General features: G+C 73.7%; 19 protein-coding genes, 1 tRNA gene and 1 pseudogene. 10 read left to right on the forward strand and 11 right to left on the reverse strand.

The window, feature by feature from the left end; translation table 11 throughout:
* Nucleotides 1-46: 46 nt before the first annotated feature.
* Entirely contained in the window at nucleotides 47-829 is a 783-nt protein-coding gene (locus DMP17_RS16850) for an IclR family transcriptional regulator (protein WP_337830040.1), read from the reverse strand.
* Between the two features lie 148 nt (nucleotides 830-977).
* Here DMP17_RS16850 and DMP17_RS16855 point away from each other — a divergent pair, with 148 nt between their 5' ends.
* Nucleotides 978-2,387, forward strand: coding sequence for an MFS transporter (locus tag DMP17_RS16855; RefSeq protein ID WP_337830041.1), 1,410 nt, complete (start codon nucleotides 978-980; stop codon nucleotides 2,385-2,387).
* A gap of 114 nt (nucleotides 2,388-2,501) precedes the next feature.
* Here the strand turns inward: DMP17_RS16855 and DMP17_RS16860 are convergent, their stop codons facing one another.
* Nucleotides 2,502-3,668, reverse strand: coding sequence for a hypothetical protein (locus DMP17_RS16860; protein WP_337830042.1), 1,167 nt, complete (start codon nucleotides 3,666-3,668; stop codon nucleotides 2,502-2,504).
* A gap of 207 nt (nucleotides 3,669-3,875) precedes the next feature.
* Here DMP17_RS16860 and DMP17_RS16865 point away from each other — a divergent pair, with 207 nt between their 5' ends.
* Nucleotides 3,876-4,301 (forward strand): hypothetical protein, encoded by a 426-nt coding sequence (locus DMP17_RS16865; protein WP_337830043.1) that lies wholly within the window; start codon nucleotides 3,876-3,878, stop codon nucleotides 4,299-4,301.
* A 118-nt stretch (nucleotides 4,302-4,419) separates the two neighbouring features.
* Nucleotides 4,420-4,710 (forward strand): hypothetical protein, encoded by a 291-nt coding sequence (locus DMP17_RS16870; RefSeq protein WP_337830044.1) that lies wholly within the window; start codon nucleotides 4,420-4,422, stop codon nucleotides 4,708-4,710.
* 75 nt (nucleotides 4,711-4,785) lie between these two features.
* Here the strand turns inward: DMP17_RS16870 and DMP17_RS46415 are convergent.
* Both DMP17_RS46415 and DMP17_RS16875 read right to left on the reverse strand, forming a co-directional pair.
* A pseudogene (locus DMP17_RS46415) lies at nucleotides 4,786-4,980 on the reverse strand (HNH endonuclease); the annotation flags it as partial.
* A gap of 290 nt (nucleotides 4,981-5,270) precedes the next feature.
* A tRNA-Ile gene (locus tag DMP17_RS16875) sits at nucleotides 5,271-5,345 on the reverse strand.
* A 96-nt stretch (nucleotides 5,346-5,441) separates the two neighbouring features.
* On the opposite strand from DMP17_RS16875, the gene DMP17_RS16880 reads away from it, so the two are divergent.
* From DMP17_RS16880 to DMP17_RS16890, 3 genes are all read left to right on the forward strand, one after another.
* The gene (locus tag DMP17_RS16880; protein WP_226356093.1) at nucleotides 5,442-6,314 is read left to right on the forward strand and encodes an LLM class flavin-dependent oxidoreductase; all 873 of its coding nucleotides are present in this window, start codon (nucleotides 5,442-5,444) and stop codon (nucleotides 6,312-6,314) included.
* 117 nt (nucleotides 6,315-6,431) lie between these two features.
* Nucleotides 6,432-8,330: a DUF2075 domain-containing protein gene (locus tag DMP17_RS16885; RefSeq protein WP_337830045.1), complete on the forward strand. Its 1,899-nt coding sequence runs from the start codon at nucleotides 6,432-6,434 to the stop codon at nucleotides 8,328-8,330.
* A gap of 70 nt (nucleotides 8,331-8,400) precedes the next feature.
* The gene (locus DMP17_RS16890; protein WP_226356091.1) at nucleotides 8,401-9,927 is read left to right on the forward strand and encodes an SIR2 family NAD-dependent protein deacylase; all 1,527 of its coding nucleotides are present in this window, start codon (nucleotides 8,401-8,403) and stop codon (nucleotides 9,925-9,927) included.
* Nucleotides 9,928-9,963: 36 nt separating this feature from the next.
* On the opposite strand, the gene DMP17_RS16895 is transcribed toward DMP17_RS16890, so the two are convergent.
* Together DMP17_RS16895 and DMP17_RS16900 are read right to left on the reverse strand one after the other, a co-directional pair.
* A complete protein-coding gene (locus tag DMP17_RS16895) occupies nucleotides 9,964-10,884 on the reverse strand; it encodes an ADP-ribosylglycohydrolase family protein (protein ID WP_337830046.1) in 921 nt (306 codons plus the stop codon).
* Nucleotides 10,881-11,066, reverse strand: coding sequence for a hypothetical protein (locus tag DMP17_RS16900; RefSeq protein WP_337830047.1), 186 nt, complete (start codon nucleotides 11,064-11,066; stop codon nucleotides 10,881-10,883). The genes DMP17_RS16895 and DMP17_RS16900 overlap by 4 nt, the downstream gene beginning before the upstream one ends.
* A 152-nt stretch (nucleotides 11,067-11,218) precedes the next feature.
* On the opposite strand from DMP17_RS16900, the gene DMP17_RS16905 reads away from it, so the two are divergent.
* Nucleotides 11,219-11,875 (forward strand): NUDIX hydrolase, encoded by a 657-nt coding sequence (locus DMP17_RS16905; protein ID WP_337830048.1) that lies wholly within the window; start codon nucleotides 11,219-11,221, stop codon nucleotides 11,873-11,875.
* Between the two features lie 3 nt (nucleotides 11,876-11,878).
* Here DMP17_RS16905 and DMP17_RS16910 read toward each other — a convergent pair whose 3' ends face one another.
* The 3 genes from DMP17_RS16910 to DMP17_RS16920 all read right to left on the reverse strand — a co-directional run bounded on the left by DMP17_RS16910 (nucleotide 11,879) and on the right by DMP17_RS16920 (nucleotide 14,029).
* Complete coding sequence (locus DMP17_RS16910; RefSeq protein WP_226365742.1) at nucleotides 11,879-12,580, reverse strand: TetR/AcrR family transcriptional regulator; 702 nt, start codon at nucleotides 12,578-12,580, stop codon at nucleotides 11,879-11,881.
* A gap of 85 nt (nucleotides 12,581-12,665) precedes the next feature.
* Complete coding sequence (locus tag DMP17_RS16915; RefSeq protein ID WP_226356086.1) at nucleotides 12,666-13,421, reverse strand: SDR family oxidoreductase; 756 nt, start codon at nucleotides 13,419-13,421, stop codon at nucleotides 12,666-12,668.
* A 68-nt stretch (nucleotides 13,422-13,489) separates the two neighbouring features.
* Nucleotides 13,490-14,029: a metal-dependent hydrolase gene (locus DMP17_RS16920; RefSeq protein ID WP_224403033.1), complete on the reverse strand. Its 540-nt coding sequence runs from the start codon at nucleotides 14,027-14,029 to the stop codon at nucleotides 13,490-13,492.
* A 117-nt stretch (nucleotides 14,030-14,146) separates the two neighbouring features.
* Between DMP17_RS16920 and DMP17_RS16925 the strand changes: the two genes are divergently transcribed.
* Together DMP17_RS16925 and DMP17_RS16930 are read left to right on the forward strand one after the other, a co-directional pair.
* Entirely contained in the window at nucleotides 14,147-15,457 is a 1,311-nt protein-coding gene (locus tag DMP17_RS16925) for a D-arabinono-1,4-lactone oxidase (RefSeq protein WP_337830049.1), read from the forward strand.
* Nucleotides 15,439-16,449, forward strand: a complete 1,011-nt coding sequence (locus DMP17_RS16930) for an alanine racemase (RefSeq protein WP_226356083.1) — start codon at nucleotides 15,439-15,441, stop codon at nucleotides 16,447-16,449. Before DMP17_RS16925 ends, DMP17_RS16930 begins: the two co-directional genes overlap by 19 nt.
* Nucleotides 16,450-16,451: 2 nt before the next feature.
* On the opposite strand, the gene DMP17_RS16935 is transcribed toward DMP17_RS16930, so the two are convergent.
* Nucleotides 16,452-18,170 (reverse strand): AMP-dependent synthetase/ligase, encoded by a 1,719-nt coding sequence (locus DMP17_RS16935; protein WP_337830050.1) that lies wholly within the window; start codon nucleotides 18,168-18,170, stop codon nucleotides 16,452-16,454.
* The gene (locus DMP17_RS16940; RefSeq protein ID WP_337830051.1) at nucleotides 18,167-19,576 is read right to left on the reverse strand and encodes an NAD(P)/FAD-dependent oxidoreductase; all 1,410 of its coding nucleotides are present in this window, start codon (nucleotides 19,574-19,576) and stop codon (nucleotides 18,167-18,169) included. The genes DMP17_RS16935 and DMP17_RS16940 overlap by 4 nt, the downstream gene beginning before the upstream one ends.
* 89 nt (nucleotides 19,577-19,665) lie before the next feature.
* On the opposite strand from DMP17_RS16940, the gene DMP17_RS16945 reads away from it, so the two are divergent.
* Nucleotides 19,666-20,367: a TetR/AcrR family transcriptional regulator gene (locus tag DMP17_RS16945; protein WP_337830052.1), complete on the forward strand. Its 702-nt coding sequence runs from the start codon at nucleotides 19,666-19,668 to the stop codon at nucleotides 20,365-20,367.
* The last annotated feature ends 14 nt before the right edge of the window (nucleotides 20,368-20,381 follow it).

Here is a 20,381-nt window from a genome sequence, read left to right on the forward strand (position 1 = left end):
CGGACTCCGTTGAATGGGAGGTCCCCGTGGGGATCGGGGCGGAGGGTCAGAGCGAGGTGAGGTCGGCGTCGAGCCGGGGGTGGGCGCCGAGCGCCCTGGAGATCGCGCGGGCCGCGGCGAGCAGCGCGGAGATCTGGGCGGGGGCGTTGCCCGACCCCGAGGGGACGACGATGCTCAGCGCGGCCACGACGGCGTCGCCCGGACCCCGGATCGGCACGGCGACGCCGGTGGCGCCCTCGGTGATGAACGCATCGGCCAGCACGAACCCCTGGCGACGGGTGTCGGCGAGCAGCCGGCGCAGCGCGGTCGGGGTGGCGGGGGTGCGCGCGGTGTAGCGGGCCATCGTGCCGGCGAGGACCTCCTCCTGCTCCTCGACGGGGGCGTGGGCGAGCAGCACGATCCCCGAGGAGCACGCGTGCACGGGCAACCGCCCGGCGACCTGGATGATGTTGCGTGAGCCGCCTCTGGTGGAGAGCCGCTCCAGGTAGAGCACCTCCGCGCCGTCGCGGACGGCGAGCTGGGTGTGGTGACCGATCACGGCGTGCACGTCCTCCATCACCGGCATCGCCGCCTCGCGCAGACCGAGCGCCCGCGATCCGCGGGAGGCCAGCTCCCACAGCCGGACGCCCAGCCGCACCCTGCGCGTCGCGGTGCGTTCGAGGTAGCCGAGCTCGACCAGCTCGTGCACCAGGCGGTGTGCCGTCGCGACGGGCAGCTCCGCCGTGCGGGCGATGTCGGCGACGGTGCGGACGGGGTTGTCCGGGCCGAAGCTCGCGAGGATGCGGTCCACACGGGTCAGCAGTGACTCGCCGGACGGTGACCGGGCCATCGGGACATGCTGTCCGGCTCCGGGCCGCCGCTCAACCCGCTCCTCCCATTGAACGGAGTCACCGTTCAGCGCGGGACGTCCCCTCCCGCACCCTCCTCGCAACCACCGCCGGGACCAGGCCGGGCGGTCGATGATCGAGGGAGATCACATGGCCACGACCGAACCGGGGCGAGTGCAGCCACCGGCGACCGCGGGGACCGTCACCGACGGGGCGGTGAACGCGGCCGGAGCGCGCCCCCGGGAGGCCCGCCGGGCCTCCGTCGCGGCGTTCCTCGGGTGCCTCCTGGAGTACTACGACTTCTTCATCTACGGCTCGGCAGCCGCGCTGGTGTTCAACGTCGTGTTCTTCCCCGCGGGCGACCCGGCGACCGCGACCGTCCTGTCCCTGGCCACCTTCGGTGTCGCCTACGTGGCCCGCCCGCTCGGCGCGGTCGTGTTCGGGCACTTCGGGGACCGGGTGGGGCGGCGCGGCGTCCTGATCGCCACGCTGCTGCTGATGGGGTTCAGCAGCGTGGCGATCGGGCTGCTCCCCTCCTACGAGACCGTGGGCATGCTCGCGCCGGTGCTGCTGGTCGTCTGCCGGCTGCTCCAGGGGCTGTCCGCGGGCGGTGAGGCGGCAGGGGCGAGCACGCTCACGATGGAGTACGCCCCCGAGGGCCGCCGGGCGTTCTACACCAGCTTCACGATGTCCGGGTTCGCGGCCGGGATGGTGCTCGCGACGCTGGTGTTCGTGCCCATCGCGGCGATGCCGCGCGAGCAGATGCTGTCGTGGGGCTGGCGGATCCCCTTCCTGCTCAGCGTGGTCGTCGTCGCGGTGACCTACGTGATCCGGCGCCGGCTCGACGAGTCGCCCGTCTTCACCGGGACGGTCGCCGGGGACGCCGCCGACCGCGGCGCGGGAGCGCACGGGAACGACGACGGGCACCCCGAGCAGATGCCGCTGCTCGGTCTGGTCAGGACCCGGGGCCGGGATCTCCTGCGCGTGGTCGGCTGCTCGCTGTTCGCGGTGTTCCAGACCCTGTTCGCGGTGTTCGGGCTCGCCTACGCGACCTCCGACGCCGTCGGGATGGACCGCGCGTCCGTGCTCTGGGTGACGGTGGCCGCCAACGGCGTCGCGATCGTCGCGATCCCCGCCTGGGCGCTGTTGTCGGACCGGATCGGCCGCAGGCCGGTCTGGGTGTTCGGTGCGCTCGGCTCGGCGCTCACCACCGGGCTGTACCTCTGGGCCGTCTCGACCGGCGACCTGTCGCTGGTGTTCGTCGCCGGCATCCTGCAGGGCGGGCTCGTCTACAGCGCGGTCAACGGCCTGTGGCCGGCGTTCTTCACCGAGATGTTCGACGCGCGCGTGCGCTTCACGGGTTTCGCCGTCGGCACCCAGATCGGGTTCCTCATCGCCGGGTTCGCGCCGTCGATCGCCTTCGCGATCCTCGGCGAGGGGCCGACCGCGTGGGTTCCGGTCGCGCTGTTCGCGCTCGGCTGCGGAGTCGTCTCGGCGGTCGCCGCCCTGACCGCGCGGGAGACCCACCGGACGCCGGTGCTGGAACTGGGACGGCGCTGAGCCACGACCTGGTCCGGTGCGCGGGGCGGGCTGTCGGACGGCGGTCCGGCCGTCGCCGACGGGGCCGAGAACGGGTCGAGGCGGACGGATCGCGGTCGACGTACCGGTCCGCGGTCAGTCCGCCGTCTCCGGCGGAGGCCATTCGCTCCGCCGCGTCACGACCCGCACCGGCCCGTCCGCCGAACCGCCGGCGAGGACGCGGGCGGTCAGGCAGAACTGGGTCCACATGTACAGCTGGATCTCCTTGCCGATCCCGAGCGTGTCGAAGACGACCGCAGCGGCCCGGTCACCCGGGCGCGACCAGCTCTCGATGGCGAACTCCAGCACGTCTCCGGCATCGCGGGCACCGAACTCGATCTGCCCCGCCTCGAGATGCCCGGCCAGCGTCGCGAACCGGAACGACGTCGGCCCGCGGGAGAGCACCCGCACCGGACCCGACCACGGCGCCGGCATCCGGACGACGTACTCGTCGCCGGGCACGACGTCACCGAGGCCGCCCCGCAGCTTGCGGAACGAGACCACCTCCGACGGCGCGGCACGGTCCAGGTCGGTAGAGATCCGGTCCATCAGCTGCGCGGCGTCCAGGTCGGCGTTGCGGATCCGGATCCGGAACGTGCGGTGCAGCAGCGGGCCGGCGCCCTCGTCGATCGTCTTCAGGTGGGCGTCGAGGGCACCGTCGGGCAGCGCGGGCGGCAGGTCACCCGCGTCGCCCGCGGTCTCCGTGCGCTGCACCCCGGGCAGGGAACGCAGGTAACGCAGACTGCTCGTCGCCAGGCCCACCGGATACCGGAGAACCGCACCGGCCCGGCGGACCGGACCGGGCTGCGGGGTCGGCTCCGCCCGCCGGTGCGTCGAGACCCGGGTCGCCGCGGCGATCCGTTCGACGGCGGCGGCCAGCCCCTCCGGATCCCGGACGGTCGCGGTCACCCCCGGGTGCCGGAGGATCCCGAGCGGGTCGAGACCGGCCACCGGGCGGTGGAACCGGACGCACACCCCGCGCTCGGTGTTGGTACCGAACATCGCACCGCGGTCGGCGAGGGACAGGTGCGGACCGATCACCTTCGGCGCGCTGAACGGTCCGGTGAGCTGCGCGCCGGCCAGGTTGCGCACCGGCGTCGTCAGCGTCCACGGGCCGAAACGGACCCGGAACAGCTCCCGGTCCAGCTCGACGAGCGCCCCCGAGTCGACCGTGACGCCGAACGGCCGGAGGACCGGGAGGAAGCGCGCGTCCACCGCGAAGGGGTGGACCGACGCGAGGTCGGGCTCCTGTCGTGCCGTCATCTCGCTGCTCGACGGTTCGGAACCAGACGTGGGGCGGCCCGGGGGGCGCGACGGCGTGCGGGGGTCGGTCATGGGGGCCGGGCTACCCGCGCTGGGGCGGAGCATGCCGGCACGGCGACGATCCCGACCGGCGGTTCCGTCACACGGGGTCGTGGCCGGTTCGCCCGGCTGCCGAGACACGTCGCGGGGTCGGCGGAGACCTCATCGATGATCTCGCCCATCGGCTCCGACTCGTGGTGGGCGCTGAACGCATCCAGTACCTGCACCCGCGTCAGCCCCGTGCCCCCGATGGTCGATGCGCCGGGCGACGCGATCAGCTGGGACGACTACTCGGAGAACCTCGTCGCCGTCGATGTCGGCGATCACTCGTTCACCCTTCACCGTCATCCCGACCAGGCAGAGTATCTGCGTGACATCGTCGACGCCGCCGTAGCGGGGCGGATCGTCGAACTGCACGGGCTCGGTCGCACCCGATTGGTCATCCCCCGTCGCGACGGCACGACGGTCCACGAGACGGGTCACCGATTTCCGCTCGGTCTGGTGCCGCTCCCGGGCTGGCCGAAACGTGCTTCCAGCACGACCTTCGCCCCGTACCCCCCGGTGCAGGACCCGACGAGGACCATCGAGGGTTGAAGCGGGCGTCGGGTGCGCTCCCCCATCGGCACCGTTCGCCCTGCCGGTCGGCACGACCAGCGACCGCCCCGCACCGGGACGTCGACAAATCGCCCGGAGAGCGTGGTGCGGGAATCGGGTGGAACTGCGATCGCGCCACTGCAACGAAAGCCGGCATGTCCTCGAACACCCACTCCGGGACTCGCTGGCCCAGCGCGATGTGCTGCTGCAGGTGGTCGGTCAATCCGTCCAGATCACAGCGGAAGGCGACATCATCGCCGTCGACCATCGGGCACCTCGCACAGACCATCCCGAGCGCATGGTGCCGGTAGACCGTGACTGCGGACCCGTCGATGCTCTTGGTGACGACGTTCCGGGACCGGTCTGCCATCCGGAAAGCCTCGACACCGGCGAGCAACGCCCAGCGTAGCTCACGCGGTGCGGCCGCTTCCTCCTCGGCGAGGGAGATCAGGTGGTCCCATGTCTGATCGGCCTTGTCTTCCTGACAGTCCTCACACAGGATCGTCGCGTTCGCCAGTGTCAGGGCCCGTCCTCTGCACTTCGGCACCAGGTGGTCGAAGGTCAACCAGTTGCGGGGATGATCCGGCCGCCCGCATTCCCGGCAGTGCTCCAGCCCGTCGAGGATGCGCTGGTGGTAGACCTTCCACCAGCGACGATGCGTGTGGTCACCGCCCGCCACGGCCCTCGCCCTGCCTCATCCGGAGCCCCGTCTCTCGCGGACGGCGTCATGCCGTCGTGTACTGGGGGGTCTACCGGAGACCACCGACAACGTCGGCGCCCTGCCGCGGTGCGGGAGCGTCCCGGGCAGAGCCCGCGACGCCGAGCCGTGGGTGTCCATCGACAGGGGCGTCGGCCACGGAGCGCGCCCGCGACCGAACGAATCCGCCGGGTTCTCGCCGGATTCGTCCTCGTGTCGATCGACGCTGGTCGCACCAGAGCACGATCAGGAGCTCCTGAGCTGCCGTTACGTGCGGCGGGCCGGGCTCGAACCGGCAACCTGACGGGTTATGAGTCCGCTGCTCTGACCAATTGAGCTACCGCCGCGGCGAGCCGGAGAGTACCGGAGCCGGGACACCCCGCACCCGCATCACCCCGGTCCTCCGCCAGGGCCGGAGGGGACCCGGCCTAGGCTGCGTCGCCATGCGGCTCGGTTACCTCACGCACGTCACCGGTGACGATCCGTCACGCGCCTACCGCGAGACGATCCGGTTGGCGGAGCGGGCCGAGGAGCTCGGGTACGACTCGTTCTGGGTGGCCCAGCACCACGACGGGCATCTCGGTGGGCGGCTGCCGTCGCCGCTGGTCCTGCTGGCCGCGGTCGCCGAACGCACGCGGCTGATCCGGCTGGGGACGGCCGTCGTCGCGCTGCCGCTGGAGGACCCGCGCCGGCTCGCCGAGGACGCCGGTGTGCTGGACGCACTCTCCGGCGGACGCCTGGAGCTCGGCATCGGCGCGGGTGCCGACCCCGACGCGGCGCGACGCTTCGGGCGTCACCACGACGACCGGCACCGCGACACCGTCGCCGCGCTGGACGTCCTGCTGGAGATGCTGCCGCCCGCGCTCGCCGCGCAGCGGGTGTGGTGGGCGACGGCGACGCCGTCGTCGGTGGACGCCGCCGCGGCCCGTGGGGTGGGGGTGCTGTCGGGCAGGCCTCCGTCGTCGGACGGCGACGTCGTCTCGGAGCTGGCCCGGTACTGGACCTACGCCCGCGGGGTCCCGCGCGTCGCGCTGTCCCGGCCGCTGCCGGCGGGCCACTCGACCGGCCGGATCATCGACGAGCTGCTGGCCGACCCCGCCCTGCCGTGGGCGGGCGAGATCATCGTGCAGGCCCAGCCGTCGACCGTGCGCGCCGACGTGCACGACGAGGTGATGGAGCGGACCGCGCGGTTCGTGCGGCCGTTCCTCGGAGTGGCGGGGCCGGCGCACGGGCCCGCGGTCGTCGAGGAGGTCGACACCGACGACGATCTCACGCCCGCGATGCGGCCGCGGCCGGTGGTGCGGCCGCACCGGTAGGTCGTTGCGACCGGTCGGTCACGTAGGGTCGCCACCGCGGACCGCCAGGCACCGGGGCCTCCCGACGCTGCCTCCACACCCGCACGCCGATGACGCGTGCCCTGTGGAGGTTCCCCCGTGGCCCTGGTCCGTCACAACGCGGCCACCCTGCGCTCCCGGGCCGAGGCCCGGGAGCTGGACGATCTCCTGGTGCGACAGGCCCGCATCGTGTTCGACAGCGCCGTCGGCGCGAGTGAGGTCAGGTCCTGGCGCGAGAGCCTTCCGGCGCTGCTCGCCGACGTCCACGATGCCGGTCTGGACCACGTCGAGGTGCTCCTCGAGCACAAGCTGCCGTTCTCGCCCAAGCGCGTCGACGCGATCCTCTGCGGGGTCCATCCGACGACCCGTCGGCCGAGCTATGTGGTCGTCGAGCTCAAGCAGTGGACGAACGCGGTCCAACGTGAGGACGGCCTGGTCGACGTTCCGCAGTACGGCCGCCCGGTCCTGCACCCGGTCGACCAGGTCCGTGGCTACTGCGACTACCTCGTCGACTTCGTCCCCGCTCTCGGGTCGGAGCACAGCGACGTGCACGGCATCGCCTATCTCCACAACGCCTCCGCCTCCGGGTGGAACCTGAGCCACTTCGAGGTGGACGCCCACGGACGTCTGTTCCGAGGCGACCAGCGTGGCGGACTCGTCGACGAGCTGCGCCGACTGCTCGACACCGATCCCACCACCGCCGACGACGCGCGCCGTGTCGCCGACGACCTGCTGAACGCCGCTCCCCGCCCTTCGAAGCCGCTGCTCAGCGTGGCCGCGGAGGAGGTACGCAAGCGGGAGCAGTTCGTCCTGGTCGACGAGCAGAAGGTCGCCTACACGCTCGTGGAGCACGCCGTCGACCTCGCGCACCGCCAGAACACCAAGACCGCCGTGATCGTCCTCGGCGGTCCCGGGTCGGGCAAGAGCGTGCTGGCGCTCAGCCTCCTCGGCGATCTGTCGCGCAAGGGACGCGAGGTCATGCACGCGACCGGCTCCAGTGCATTCACCCAGACACTGCGCAAGATCGTCGTCGGCTCACGCTCGACGCGGTCGCAGAAGGTCTTCCAGTACTTCAACAGCTTCATCGGGCTGGAGCCGAACACTCTCGACGTCGTCATCTGCGACGAGGCGCACCGGATCCGCGAGACGAGCGTGAACCGCTTCACCAAGGCCGCCGCGCGAGCGAGGGCGCGCCCCCAGGTCGACGAGCTGATCGCCATCGCGCGCGTCCCGGTGTTCCTGCTCGACGAGCACCAGGTCGTGCGCCCGGGCGAGATGGGCACCGAAGCGGAGATCACCGCCGCTGCCGAACGCGCCGGCTGCCGCGTCGAGGTGGTGCGGCTCGGCGGTCAGTACCGCTGCGGTGGGTCGGAGTTCTACGAGCAGTGGGTCCGTCGCCTGCTGGGCCTGGACCCCCGGCCACCGATCCGATGGTCGGAGCTGGTCGCCGCCGACCCCGACGAGAGCTACAGCGTCGCCGCGCTCCCGTCCCCGGCCGCTCTCGAGGGCTGGCTGCTCGGCCGTTCCTCGGGGACCGCCGACACCGCGCGGCTCGCCGCCGGCTACTGCTGGCGGTGGAGTGACCCCGTCACCGGCGACGACGGCGCCCGGCGCCTCGTCGACGACGTCGTCATCGGCGGTTGGTCCCGTCCGTGGAACGCCAAGCCCGAGAAGGCGGTCCGGGATGCGCCGCCCTCGCACTTCTGGGCCAGCGACAGCCGCGGATTCGGCCAGGTCGGCTGCATCTACACCGCCCAGGGGTTCGAGTACGACTGGTCCGGCGTCGTCATGGGGCCCGACCTGGTCCGCCGGAACGGTGTCTGGGTCGCCGACCGGACCTCCTCCTACGACGGTCCGGTCAAGAAGGCCGGGGACGACGAGTTCCCGGCGCTGGTGCGGAACACCTACAAGGTGCTTCTCACGCGGGGGATGAAGGGGACGGCGGTGTTCTCGACCGATCCGGAGACCCAGCAGTTCCTCGAGGACATGTGCCGCTGACCGCCGACACGACCGGCCCCTCGGTTCTCGATGAGGGCCGGCGGACGCAACTCTGCGACAGACTGTCGGAATGGGTCACGTCTTCGTCGTCCCCGGCGACATCACCCGCTTCGCCTGCGACGCCTGGCTCCTCCCCACCGACTGCACCCTGCACCTGACGCGGGGCTGGCTGCGCACCGTCGACGGTCTCGGCCCCGCTCGCGACGCGCTGGGCGCCGAGGCCGATGACCTGCGTACTGAGCGGACCGTCGCGCTGGCACTGCCACGGTGGGAGGGACCTCGCCCGGTCCTGACGGCGGTGCCGATCCACGGAGTCCGCGACGCCCGCGACGTCGCGGAACGCGTCGAGGCCGGGCTTCGCGAGGCGTCGCGGGTCGCCCGGGACACGCGCTCGGCGCGGGGCAGGCCGCTGGTCGCGATGCCTCTGTTCGGCGGTGCGGGCGGGGGCGGTGACGCGTTCCGCGGAACGCTCGTCCGGGCCGCGCTGGAGACCGCGCGGGCCACCGACGCCGAGGTCGACGTCGCGCTGGTCCTGCGCGAGGAACGCGACCTCGCCCAGGCCCAGAGGCTGCGACGCCAGGAGGAGGACCGGTGGTGGCCCGGGCTCGACGACGCTCTGCGCGAGCACTCCGCGACGCTCGCCGGGCACGCCGGCCGCGGACGGCTGGTCCCGTTCATCGGGGCCGGGGTCTCGATCTCCGCTGGACTGCCGACCTGGGCGGGCCTGGTCGAGCGGCTGACGACCGAGCGGCTCTCCGCGGCCGACCGGGCCGAGTTCCGGCAGCTGGACATCCTCGACCAGGCCGAGATCCTCGAGCGCGGCTACGCCGACCGGGCCGCGTTCGCCGCCGCCGTCGTCGGCCACACCTCGGCCGATCGGTACGGCATCGCACCGGCACTGCTGTCCGGACTCCCGTGCCGTGAGGCGGTCACCCTGAACTACGACCAGCTCTACGAGCTCGCCGGAGAGGCGCTCGGGAAGCGGACCGCCGTGCTCCCCGAGGACTCGGCGGCGCTCGGCGAGCGGTGGCTGCTCAAGCTGCACGGGACCGTGACGAGGCCGGAGTCCATCGTCCTGACACGCCGCGACTACCTGGCCTTCCGCTCCGGCCGTGAGGCGCTGTCGGCGCTCGCGAAGGCGCTGCTGCTGACCCGGCACCTGCTCTTCGTCGGCTTCGGTCTCACCGACGACCACTTCCACGAGGTCGTCCACGACGTCCGGGCCGTACGTCCGCGCCGCCCTGGCGACCCGAAGCTGGGGACGGCGCTGATGCTGTCGTCGTCGACGCTGCGACGGCGGCTGTGGGGCGACGACCTCGACCTCGTCGCCCTCGACGACGGCGGTGCGCTCACCGACGTCGCCGACCAGGCCCGGCAGATGGAGATCTTCCTCGACCACCTGCTCGCCCACACCGACGCCGGACCCGGGCACCTCCTCGACGACCGTTTCGCGATGCTGCTGACCCCGCCGGAGCGACGGCTGGCCGACCGGCTCCGCCGTGTGGCCGCGGAGATGGGCGACGACGAGCTGTCGACCATCGCCGGACGGGCCGTGCGCGACTTCCTGGACCGGCTCGGCGACTCCGCACGTCGCTGACGCCCACCACGGGGTCCGCACCGGCGGCGAGGCCCGCTACGACCCCGACACGATCCGCCCGGCGAGCGCGACGAGGTCCTCCCCGCCCAGCCCCGGCCATCCGTGCACCTCATGCCGCCACCGCTCGGGCACCGCCGCACCACCGAACCGCCCACCCAGCAACGCCCCCGCGATCGCGGCGACGGTGTCGGTGTCCCCTCCCCCACCCACCGCCGCGACCAGGCCGTCGGGGAGCGTCACCGCCCCCTCCACCGCCGACCGGGCGCCGAGCAGCGCGGCGACCACCCAGCCGTTCCCGACGGCCCAGGCGCCCGGCCGCAGTCCCGCGGCCCGGTCCAGCCAGACCGTCCACTGCGGATCGACCCGGGACAGCCCGGAGCCCACGTCGAGCTCCCCGGTGCGCACGGCACGGTCGATCGCGAGACACCACAGGACGCACGCCTCGCCGGCGACCGGGTCGTGGTGGGTCAGCGCGCTGACCGCGTGCGCGGCCTCGACGATCGCGTCCGCGTCACCGAGATGGGCGAGCGCGACCGGCGCGGTGCGCATCAGGGAGCCGTTGCCCGCGGTGCGCCCGGTCTCGGCGTGCACCCGCTCGGCGGCCGAACGCATCCGGGCCGCCGATCCCGGGCCGGGAGCGAGGCCGGTGAGCACCCGCCGGGTCTGGATCCCGACGTCGGCCGGACCGGTCGCGAACCAGGCGAGAAAGCCGTCGGCGATCGCGTCGAGCGCGTCCGGGGTCCGCAGGTCGGCGCCGGTGGCGGCGACCCGGGCGATCACGCAGCCCATCTCGGTGTCGTCGCTCCACTGGCCCGGCGCGTAGCCGCCGAGGCCGCCGCCGAGCATCGCGGGCTCACCGACGAGCGGGCGGGAGCCGTACTCGTAGGGGACGCCGAGGGCGTCGCCCGCCGCCGCGCCCAGCAGCACCCCGGCGGCCCGGTCCGCGACGGCGCTCATGCCGTCACCACCAGCGGGTGGGCCGGGTTCGTCGCGACGGTGACGACCGCCCGCCCCCGCCAGGACGGGCGGCTCGGCCGGGCCGCCGCCGTCGCGCCGGCGGACGCCGTCCTCTCCCCGCCGCCGGACAGCGGCGCGGGCTGCGCGACGGACCGGCCGGCCCGGTGGTCCGGCGTCACCACCGGGTCGGCGCCGACGGCTTGTCGACCACGGGCGGGATCAGGGTCAGCGGCCCGCGCACCACCGGGTTGTCCACGTGCAGGTCCATGACGTCCTCCTATTAGCTCAATCTTGCGCTAACCAATAAGAGCACAGCCGCGCTAATCTGTCCAGCATGGGATGGACCGACGAGCACGGCAGGCGCCTCACCGACTACGACCGGCCGTCCGTGGCCGTGGACGTCGCCCTGCTGACCCTCGACGCCGGGGGGCGGCTCGCCGTCGTCGTCCACGAGCGCACGGGGGCGCACGCCCGCGGGCTGCCGGCCCTGCCCGGGACGTTCCTGCACGTCGACGGCGCGGAGACGCTGCGCGACGCGGCGCTGCGCGCGCTGCGCGACAAGGTGGGCGTGACCGGCCGGGAGCCCGAGCAGCTGCGGGTCTTCGACGACCCCGCCCGCGACCCGCGCGGCCGGGTGCTGTCGGTGGCGCACGTCGACCTGGTCGGCCACGACCGGATCGAGGACACGACCGGCGTCCTCGCCCCCGTCGAGGGCGGGACACTGCCGTACCCGCTGGCCTACGACCACGACCTCGTCGTCGCGCACGCGTTGCACTGGGCCCGGGACCGCTACGCCGCGGCCCCCGACCCGGCCGGGCTGGCGGGCGAGGAGTTCACGCTTCTGGAGCTGCAGGGCGTGCACGAGGCCGTCGAGGGGCGACGCCTGCAGAAGGACACCTTCCGCCGCCGGGTCGCCGACGGTCTCGTCGAGACGGGGCACGTCCGCGCCGGGACGGTCGGGAAGCCGGCCCGGACGTTCCGGCGGCCATGACGGTCATCCCCGTCGCGCGAGCTCGGCCAGCCACTTCTTGAGCAGGACCGTCTCCGGCGCCCCGAGGACGTCGTTGTCGTCGGGCAGCGCGAGCAGGGCCGCCGCGGCGTCGCCGACCCCCGACCCGCCGGGTGCGCGCTCCGCATGCCCACCGGTGATCGCGGCGAGGGTGGCCTCGCGCACGTCGGCCGACAGCCCGGGGTCCGGGCGCGCGGTGATGATCTGCCGCAGGGTGACGCCGACGTTGGCGGCGAGGACGTGGGCCGCGGCGCGTTCCGGGCTCACGGTGAGCCGGCCCCGGCGGTCGGCCTCCCGGGTCAGGCCGAGCAGGGCGGTGGCCGGTCCGTCCTGGGCGGACGGCCGTCGTCCGGGCGTGACCTGCCCGTACATCAGGGCGTAGAAGCCCGGGTTGGCGATGCCGAACGCGACGTGGGCGTCCCACCCGTCGCGGATGTCCTGGATCGGGTCCCCGCTGGACTCCTGGGCCCGCTTCGCGGACAGGTACTGCTCGAACCCGTGCTCCACCACCGCGTCGAGCAGGCCCTCCTTGCTGCCGAAGAAGTGGTACAGCGTGGGGAGGCGGACACCGGCGGCGTCGCAGATGGCCCGCAGCGGGACGGTCTCCCCCGGCGACGCCGCGATGAGGTCGGCGGCCGCACGCAGGAGCCGGTCCCGGGTCCCGACCTCGGCCGGTTGATCTGCCACGGCCCCACTGTAGGACGCCCGTCCGGGGCCGGGGCGCGGACCGCGGGCCGGTCGCCGCCCTGCCCCGGCACCCACCGGACCACCCTCAGCGCGTGGTGTAGCCGCCGTTGGCGAAGATCGTCTGGCCGGTGATCCAGTGCCCCTCGGTCGCGAGGAAGCGCACGATCGGCGCGATGTCCTCGATCTCGGTGAGCCGCCCGCCCATGGCCATCGACCTGTGGAACTCGACCCGCTCCGGGGTCTCCTGCGGGTAGAAGAACGGCGTGTCCATCGGGCCGGGCGCGATGCCGTTCACCGAGATGCCGCGGCCGGCGAACTCCTTGGCCGCCGCACGGGTGAAGTGCTCGACCGGGGACTTCGCGCCGGCATAGGTGGAGTAGCCGTCGGTGAAGGCCGCCAGCAGCGACGTGACGACGGTGATGATCGCGCCGTTGTCGGCGAGGCTGCGGCCCGCCTCCTTGATGAAGAAGTACGCGGCCTTGGAGTTGATGTCGAACATCGCGTCGTACTCGGCCTCCGTGGTGTCCACGATCGGCTTGCGGAGCACCTTGCCGACGGCGTTGACGGCGACGTCGATCGGTCCGAGCGACCCCGTCGCGTCGGCGAAGAGCTGCTCGACCTGCGCCGGGACGGTCAGGTCCCCCTGCAGGAGCACCGCTTCGCGACCCGCCGCCTCGACCGCCTTCAGCGTCTCCTCGGCCTCGGCGCGCGAGGACGCGGAGTTGTAGTGGATCGCGACGTTCGCCCCCGCCTCGGCGACCTGACGGCTGATCAGCCCGCCGAGGTTCTTGCCTCCCGCGGCGACGAGCACGGTCCGGCCCTGCAACGACTGCACGCTCATGCGTTCCTCCTGTATCGACTGTATAGCTAAATGTATCAGCTATACAGTCGATGTCGAACGCGGTCGCGTCAGAAGGCCCAGGTCCCGGTCAGCAGCGCCACGCCGGTGACGGCCAGCAGCCCGACGACGACGTGCTCCCCCGTCCCGCCCGTGCGGAACCGCAGCGCCCGCGGCCAGCGGATCCCCTCCAGCGGCCAGAACGCGAACCGGTTGCCGTTCGAGGTCAGCTCGTCGCCGATCGCCCCGACCCAGCAGCCCGCGCCGGCCGCGACACCGGTCCAGACCGCCGTCTCCCCGGGCAGCAGGAACCCGGTCCCCCACCACGCCAGCAGCCCGACCGCGGCCGCGAAGACCGGCGAGTGCGACAGGCCGCGGTGCGAGACCCCGGTCGTCACCCGGGACAGCCACCGGATCGCCCGGCACAGGAGCCAGGTGACCGGCGGCAGCGACCGCGCGGCGACGCTCGACGGATGGTCGAGGTCGGGAGCGAAGGCCGCCAGCGCGCACACCACCACGACCACCGGCACCAGCACCGGTGGCGGCGGGACCGCCGAGCAGACCGCGAGCCCCAGCACCGCGCCCGACAACGCGTGCGTACGCCCCATCATCGTGACCCCAACCCCTTCCGAACGGACACGGAGGGTAACCGCGCGACACCGTGACGCCGGGGCGCCGACACGCGTGCCGGTCTTGACCGTGCCCGCCGGGCCGCGCAGGCTCGCAGCGTGACGGACCGGTGGCGCAACTGGGCGGGCAACCAGCGCACCCGTCCGATCAGGACGGTCCACGCCCGCGACGCCGACGACGTCGTCCGGGCGGTGCGCGACGCCGCCGGGAGGGACCTGCGGGTCCGCCCGCTCGGCAGCGGCCACTCCTTCACCGGCATCGGCGTGCCCGACGGCGTCGCCCTCACCGTCCCCGCCGACCCCGCCGCGATCCGGCTCGACGGAGAGCTCGTCACCGTCCCGGCCGGGGTCACCCTGCACACGCTGAACCGGTGGCTGTGGGCCCACGGCCGCGCCCTGCCCAACCTCGGCGACATCGAGGCCCAGACCGTCGCCGGCGCGATCTCCACCGGCACCCACGGCACCGGCGCCGGGTACCGCGGCATCGCCGACGGGGTGCGCGGGCTGCGCCTGGTCGACGGGCTCGGGGAGCTCCACGAGCTGGGCCCGGCCGCCGACCCCGACCTGTTCGACCTGGCGCGGGTGGGGCTCGGGGCGCTCGGTGTCCTGGTCGAGGTGACGCTGGCGACCGTGCCCGCGTTCCACCTGCACGCCCGCGAGTCCGCGCGCCCGCTCGCCGAGGTCCTCGACGGCCTCGACGACCTCGCCGCCGGTCACGACCACGTCGAGTTCTACTGGTTCCCGCACACCACGACCGCGGTGCTCAAGACGAACGACCGGACGGAACGGCGCTCGCCCGGGCGCGGCCGGGTCGCCGCGCTGGTCGGCGACGAGGTGCTCGGCAACGGCGCGTTCGGGCTCGTCCAGCGCGTCGCCGCGCTCGCCCCGCCGCTGGTCCCGCGGCTCAACCGCGTCATGGCCGGGCAGATGGCCGCCGGGGAGTACGTCGCCCCGTCGTACGCGGTGTTCTGCAGCCCGCGCCGTGTCCGGTTCCTGGAGATGGAGTACGCCGTACCGCGGGCCGCGCTGCCCGAGGCGTTCGCCGGGCTGCGGGCCGCCGCCGCGCGACACGCCCACGACGTCGCGTTCCCGGTCGAGGTACGGATCCTGCGCGGCGACGACATCGCGCTGTCCACCGCGTACGCACGGGACACCGCCTACCTCGCCGTGCACGTCCACTCGGGACGCCCGCACGAGGCGTACTTCGGGGCCGTCGAGTCGGTGCTGTCCGCACTGGACGGACGGCCGCACTGGGGCAAGCTGCACACCCGCACCGCGGAGCAGCTGCGCCCCCGCTACCCGCGGTTCGACGCGTTCGTCGCCGCACGTGACCGGCTCGACCCGGCGGGCCGGTTCCGCAACCCCTACCTCGACCGGGTCCTGGGAGTGCCGTGCACGTCGACGACCTGACCACGCCCGCGCTGCTCGTCGACGCCGGCGCGCTGGAGGCGAACCTCGCCGACATGGCCGCGCTGCTGCCCGGCCCGCGGCTGCGCCCGCACGTGAAGGCGCACAAGACGACCGAGCTGGCCCGGCGGCAGGCCGCCCACGGCCACACCGGGTTCACCTGCGCCACCGTGCGGGAGGTGGAGGGCATGGCGGCGGCCGGGCTGGGCGCGGACCTGCTGCTGGCCAACGAGGTGCTCGACGCCCGCCGGCTCGGCGCCGTCGTCGGGTCGGGCGCGCGGGTCACCGTCGCGATCGACTCGGAGCAGACGCTGCGGGCCGCCGTCGACGGCGGGGTGCGCGAGGTGCTGGTCGACGTCAACATCGGCCTCCCGCGCTGCGGGATCGCCCCCGCGAAGGCCGGGGCGCTCGCCGACGCCGCCCGCGCCGCCGGGCTCGTCGTGCGCGGCGTGATGGGCTACGAGGGCCACCTGCAGATGCTCGACGACGCGGCCGAACGTGCCCGGCTCACCACCGAGTGCACCGACCGGCTGCTGGCCGCACACGCCGACGTCGGCGGCGAGGTCGTCTCCGGCGGCGGCACCGGCACGCACGCGATGAACACCGCCTGCACCGAGATCCAGGCCGGGTCCTACGCGCTGATGGACACCGCCTACACCGCCGCCGGGCTGGGGTTCCGTCAGGCGCTGACGGTGCTGTCCACCGTGGTCTCGACGACCGCCCCGGCCGGGGACATGCCCGGCTGGGCGGTCGCCGACGCCGGCCTGAAGGCGTTCGGCATGGACCACGGCAACCCGGCGGTGCCCGGCGGGAACGTGTGGTTCTGCGCCGACGAGCACCTGGTGTTCGCCGCCGACGCCCCGCCGCGCACCGGCGACCGGGTGCGGGTCGTGCCCGCACACGTCGACCCCACCGTCGCCCTCCACGAGCGGATGCACGTCGTGGAGGGCGACCGGGTCGTCGACACCTGGGCGGTCGACCTGCGCGGCTGGTGAGGTCAGCCGGCGTCGATGCCGCCGCCGTCGTACAGCGACTCGATCGTCTCGGCGAACTTCTCGGTGATCGGGCGGCGCTTGAGCTTCATGGTCGGGGTGAGCTCGTCGCCGCCGGGGATCCACGGGTCGGGCACGATCGCGTACCGGCGGACGGTCTCGACCCGGGACAGGCGCGCGTTGCCCTCCGTCACCGCGCGGGCGATCTCCTCCCGCACCGTCGGGTCGTCGTGGGAACGGCCGGCCGCGACGTCCGGGTCCAGCACGACCAGCGCGACGTTGTACGGCCGCGCGTCACCGATCACGCAGAGCTGACCGATCAGCGGGGACCGGGACTTGATCGCCGACTCCACCGCCGACGGGGAGATGTTCTTCCCCGACGCGTTGATGATCAGCTCCTTCTTCCGGTCCACGATCCGCAGGTAGCCGTCCTCGAGGACACCGATGTCACCGGTGCGCAGGTACCCGTCCTCGGTGAACACCGCCGCGGTCTCCTCCGGCTTGCCGCGGTAGCCCCGCATCACGGCCTCGGACCGCATCAGCACCTCGCCGTCGGAGTCCAGGCGCAGCTCGGTCCCGGGCAGCGCGGGACCCGCGGTGCCGACCCGGATCGCGTCGGACGGGTTGCAGGTGCACGCCGCACAGTTCTCCGACATGCCGTAGATCTCGCCGAGCGGCACGCCGATGGCGTGGAAGAACAGTGTCAGCTCCGGTGCGCTCGGGGCGGCACCGATGTTGGCCGAGCGCGCCTCGTCCAGGCCCAGCGCGGCCCGCAGCGACGCCAGGACCGACGCGGCGTCCGCCACCCGGGCCGCGAGGTCGGCGGGCACCGGTTCCCCGGCCTGGACGAGCCGGGCCGCCTCGGTCCCGTCGGCGATCGCCGCCTCCACGACCGCGCGCTCCCGCGGCTCCCGGGCCGCGACCGCCGCCTCCACCCCGGCCTTGAGCTTCTCCCAGATCCGGGGCACCGCGAAGAACGAGTGCGGACGCACCTCGCGCAGCGCCGCGCCGATCTCGCGCGGGTTCGCGCACGTCGTGACGTCGAGACCGAACAGGATCGCCATGTAGTACGACGCGTCCCGCTCGGCGATGTGGGCCAGTGGCAGCCAGCACACCACGCGGTCCCCGGGCCGCAGACCGAACACCGTACCGACGGTGCGGTTCGCGCTCACCAGGTTGCGGTGGGTCAACTCGACGCCCTTGGGGGGACCGGTCGTGCCCGAGGTGTAGATGATCGTCAGCAGGTCGTCCGGTGTCACCTCGGCCGGCGCGGCGAGCGGCTCGGCCGCCAGCAGCACCTCCCATCCGGTGGCGCCCTCCGGTCCGGGCCCGTCGAGGACGACGACCCGGCAGCCGGTCGCCGCGGCCGGCCCCGCCGCGACGGCGACGAAGCTCTCCTGCACGACCAGCACCGTGGCGCCGGAGTCGCGCAGCACGTACTCGATCTGTTCGGCCGAGGAGGTGTTGTAGACCGACACCGTGGCCGCGCCGAGCAGCACCGCGCCGAGGTCGGCCACGTGGAACTCGGGCCGGTTCACCAGCATCAGCGCGACGACCGAGCCGTGCCCGACGCCGAGCCCGGCCAGCCCGGACGCGGCACGGCGGGCCAGCGCGTCGTACTCCGACCAGGTCCAGCGGATCGCGTCGTCCCGGGTGCGCAGCGCGATCTCGTCGCCCCGGGCGGCGACGGTGTCGCGCAGGGCCTCCAGCAGTGTTCCGGTCATCCTCGGGCCTCCGCAGCGGTCGGGACCGGGGCGCGGTCCGGGGACGCGGGCTCCGGGGTGAGACCGCGCCGTGCGGACTCCTCGCGATTCTGCACGAACCTGCGTGCCTCCCGGACCCGGGCGACCTCCCGACCGACGTCGCGCCGCAGCACCCGCCAGAGCTCGGCACGGTCCACCGACGGATCGCGCAGGCAGTCGCGGACCCATCCCAGGAGCCGGGACGCACGGAAGACCTCGCCCGGTGGCCGACGACGGGAGAACACGTCCCACAGCTCGGTGGCGCGGTCCTCGCTCGCGGCGAACCACCGGTAGGACGCGCGCTCCAGCGGGGAGACGTCGTCGTCGCGGCCCAGACCGTTGGCCCACTGGTACATCGGCAGGCACTGCTCGTCGCGATCGGCCTCCCAGCGCGCGAGCGCGGCGTCGAGGTCGGTCGGGTCGTCCAGATACGGGGCGACAGCCTCGCCGAGCAGGCGGCCGAAGCGCAGTGCGTCGCGGATGCCCTGGGCGGTCACCGGGTCCTTGAAGTGCCCGGCGTCGCCGGCGAGCGCCCAGCCCGGGCCCTGCGAGTGCCGGAAGTACGACGGGTGACTCCGCGAGGTACGGACCTTCGACGCCATCGTGCAGCCACGCAGCCGCTCGGCCAGCGGTGCGATCCGGGCCACGGTCGCCTCGAACGTCCCGACGGCGTCGCGCCGGAATTCCTCGGCGCGCTCCGCCGGCGGCATGAGCAGGACGACGGACTTCCCGCCGTCGCAGGGGAAGACCGTGGCGAGCTCGCGCCCCTCACGCCACTGGGCGGCGACACCGCGCAGCTCCTTGCGGGGGTCGTCGTAGTAGGCGAAGGCCATCATGCGCTGGTTCTGCCAGCGGTGGTGCTCACGGGTGCCGACCAGGCGGGCGACGGTGGAGCGACGCCCGTCGGCCCCGACCACCAGCTTCGCCCGGATCTCCCCGGTGCGGTCCTCACGGTCCTGCCAGCGGACCCCGACGACACGTCCGCCGTCGTCGTGGAGCAGCCCGGTCACCCGGGTCGCCTCGCGGACCTCGGCGCCGGCCTCGCGAGCGGTCTGCACCAGCGCGAGGTCGAGCCCGGGGCGGCGCACGCAGGACCCGGTGGCGATGCCCTCGTAGGCGCCGTAACGGCCGGTGATCTCGACCTCCGGCGTGCCGAGTGCGGCCCGCGGATGCAGCGGCGGGTCCAGCGCCAGCACCCGGTCCCTGACCCCCAGCCGCTCCAGCTCCGCCCAGTGGTGCGGAAAGAACAGGTGGGTCGACAGTGTGTCCGAGGGGAAGGTCGCGCCGTCGAGGGCGACGACAGCACGGCCGCGGCGGGCCAGCGCGATGGCGGCGGCGGAGCCCGCACAGCGGGCCCCGACGACGAGCACGTCGGTGTGGGTCTCCATGAGCAGCGACGATGGCAGCTCGACGAGTGTTTTACAAGTCCACTCATTTTATGAATGTACTTCCAGAACACTCGGGCTATCCTCTTCCGGTGACGACGAGCGCAGGCACGACGGCAGCAGCCCGGGGCGAGCGCCGGCGCGCCCGGACCCGGGCCGCGATCCTCGACGCGGCCGAGGAGGTATTCCGCCGCGAGGGGCACGAGGCCGCGCGGATCGAGGAGATCGCCGACCTCGCCGACGTGTCGGTGGGCTCGATCTACACGCACTTCAACGGCAAGCTCGGCCTCTACCTGACCCTGGTCGAGCGGTCGCTGGACCTGTTCGCCTCGTACATGGCGCGGATCGACTCACCCGAGCTGACCCCGCTCGGCCGGGTCCTCGCGGGGGGCGACGCCTATCTGCGCTTCCACCTGGAGCACCCGGGTGCCTTCCAGTTCCTGGCCCATCCCCGGCCCGCCGGCGCGGCACACTCCGGCGAGGGCGACATCGAGACGCGGATCCGGGAACGCGTCGGCGGCCTGCTCGACGACTTCACCGACCGGATCGAGGCGGCCGTCGCCGCCGGAGAGGCCCGACCGGTCGACGCCGGCCGGCTCACCCGCTACCTGTGGGGAGCCTGGAACGGCGTGATCGGGCTGAGCCTGCAGCCCGACGGGCTGCGGCTCTCGCCCGACGAGGTCGCCGAGACCCTCGAGCTGGGCCGCTGGCTGCTGCGCGAGGGGCTGGCCACGGCGTCCCTGCGCGGGTCGGACGGCACCGTCGGCGACCGGGTGGCCCTCCCCCGCGTCTGACGGCGGGTCGGGCC

The sequence above is a fragment of the Pseudonocardia sp. TMWB2A genome (assembly GCF_017312135.1).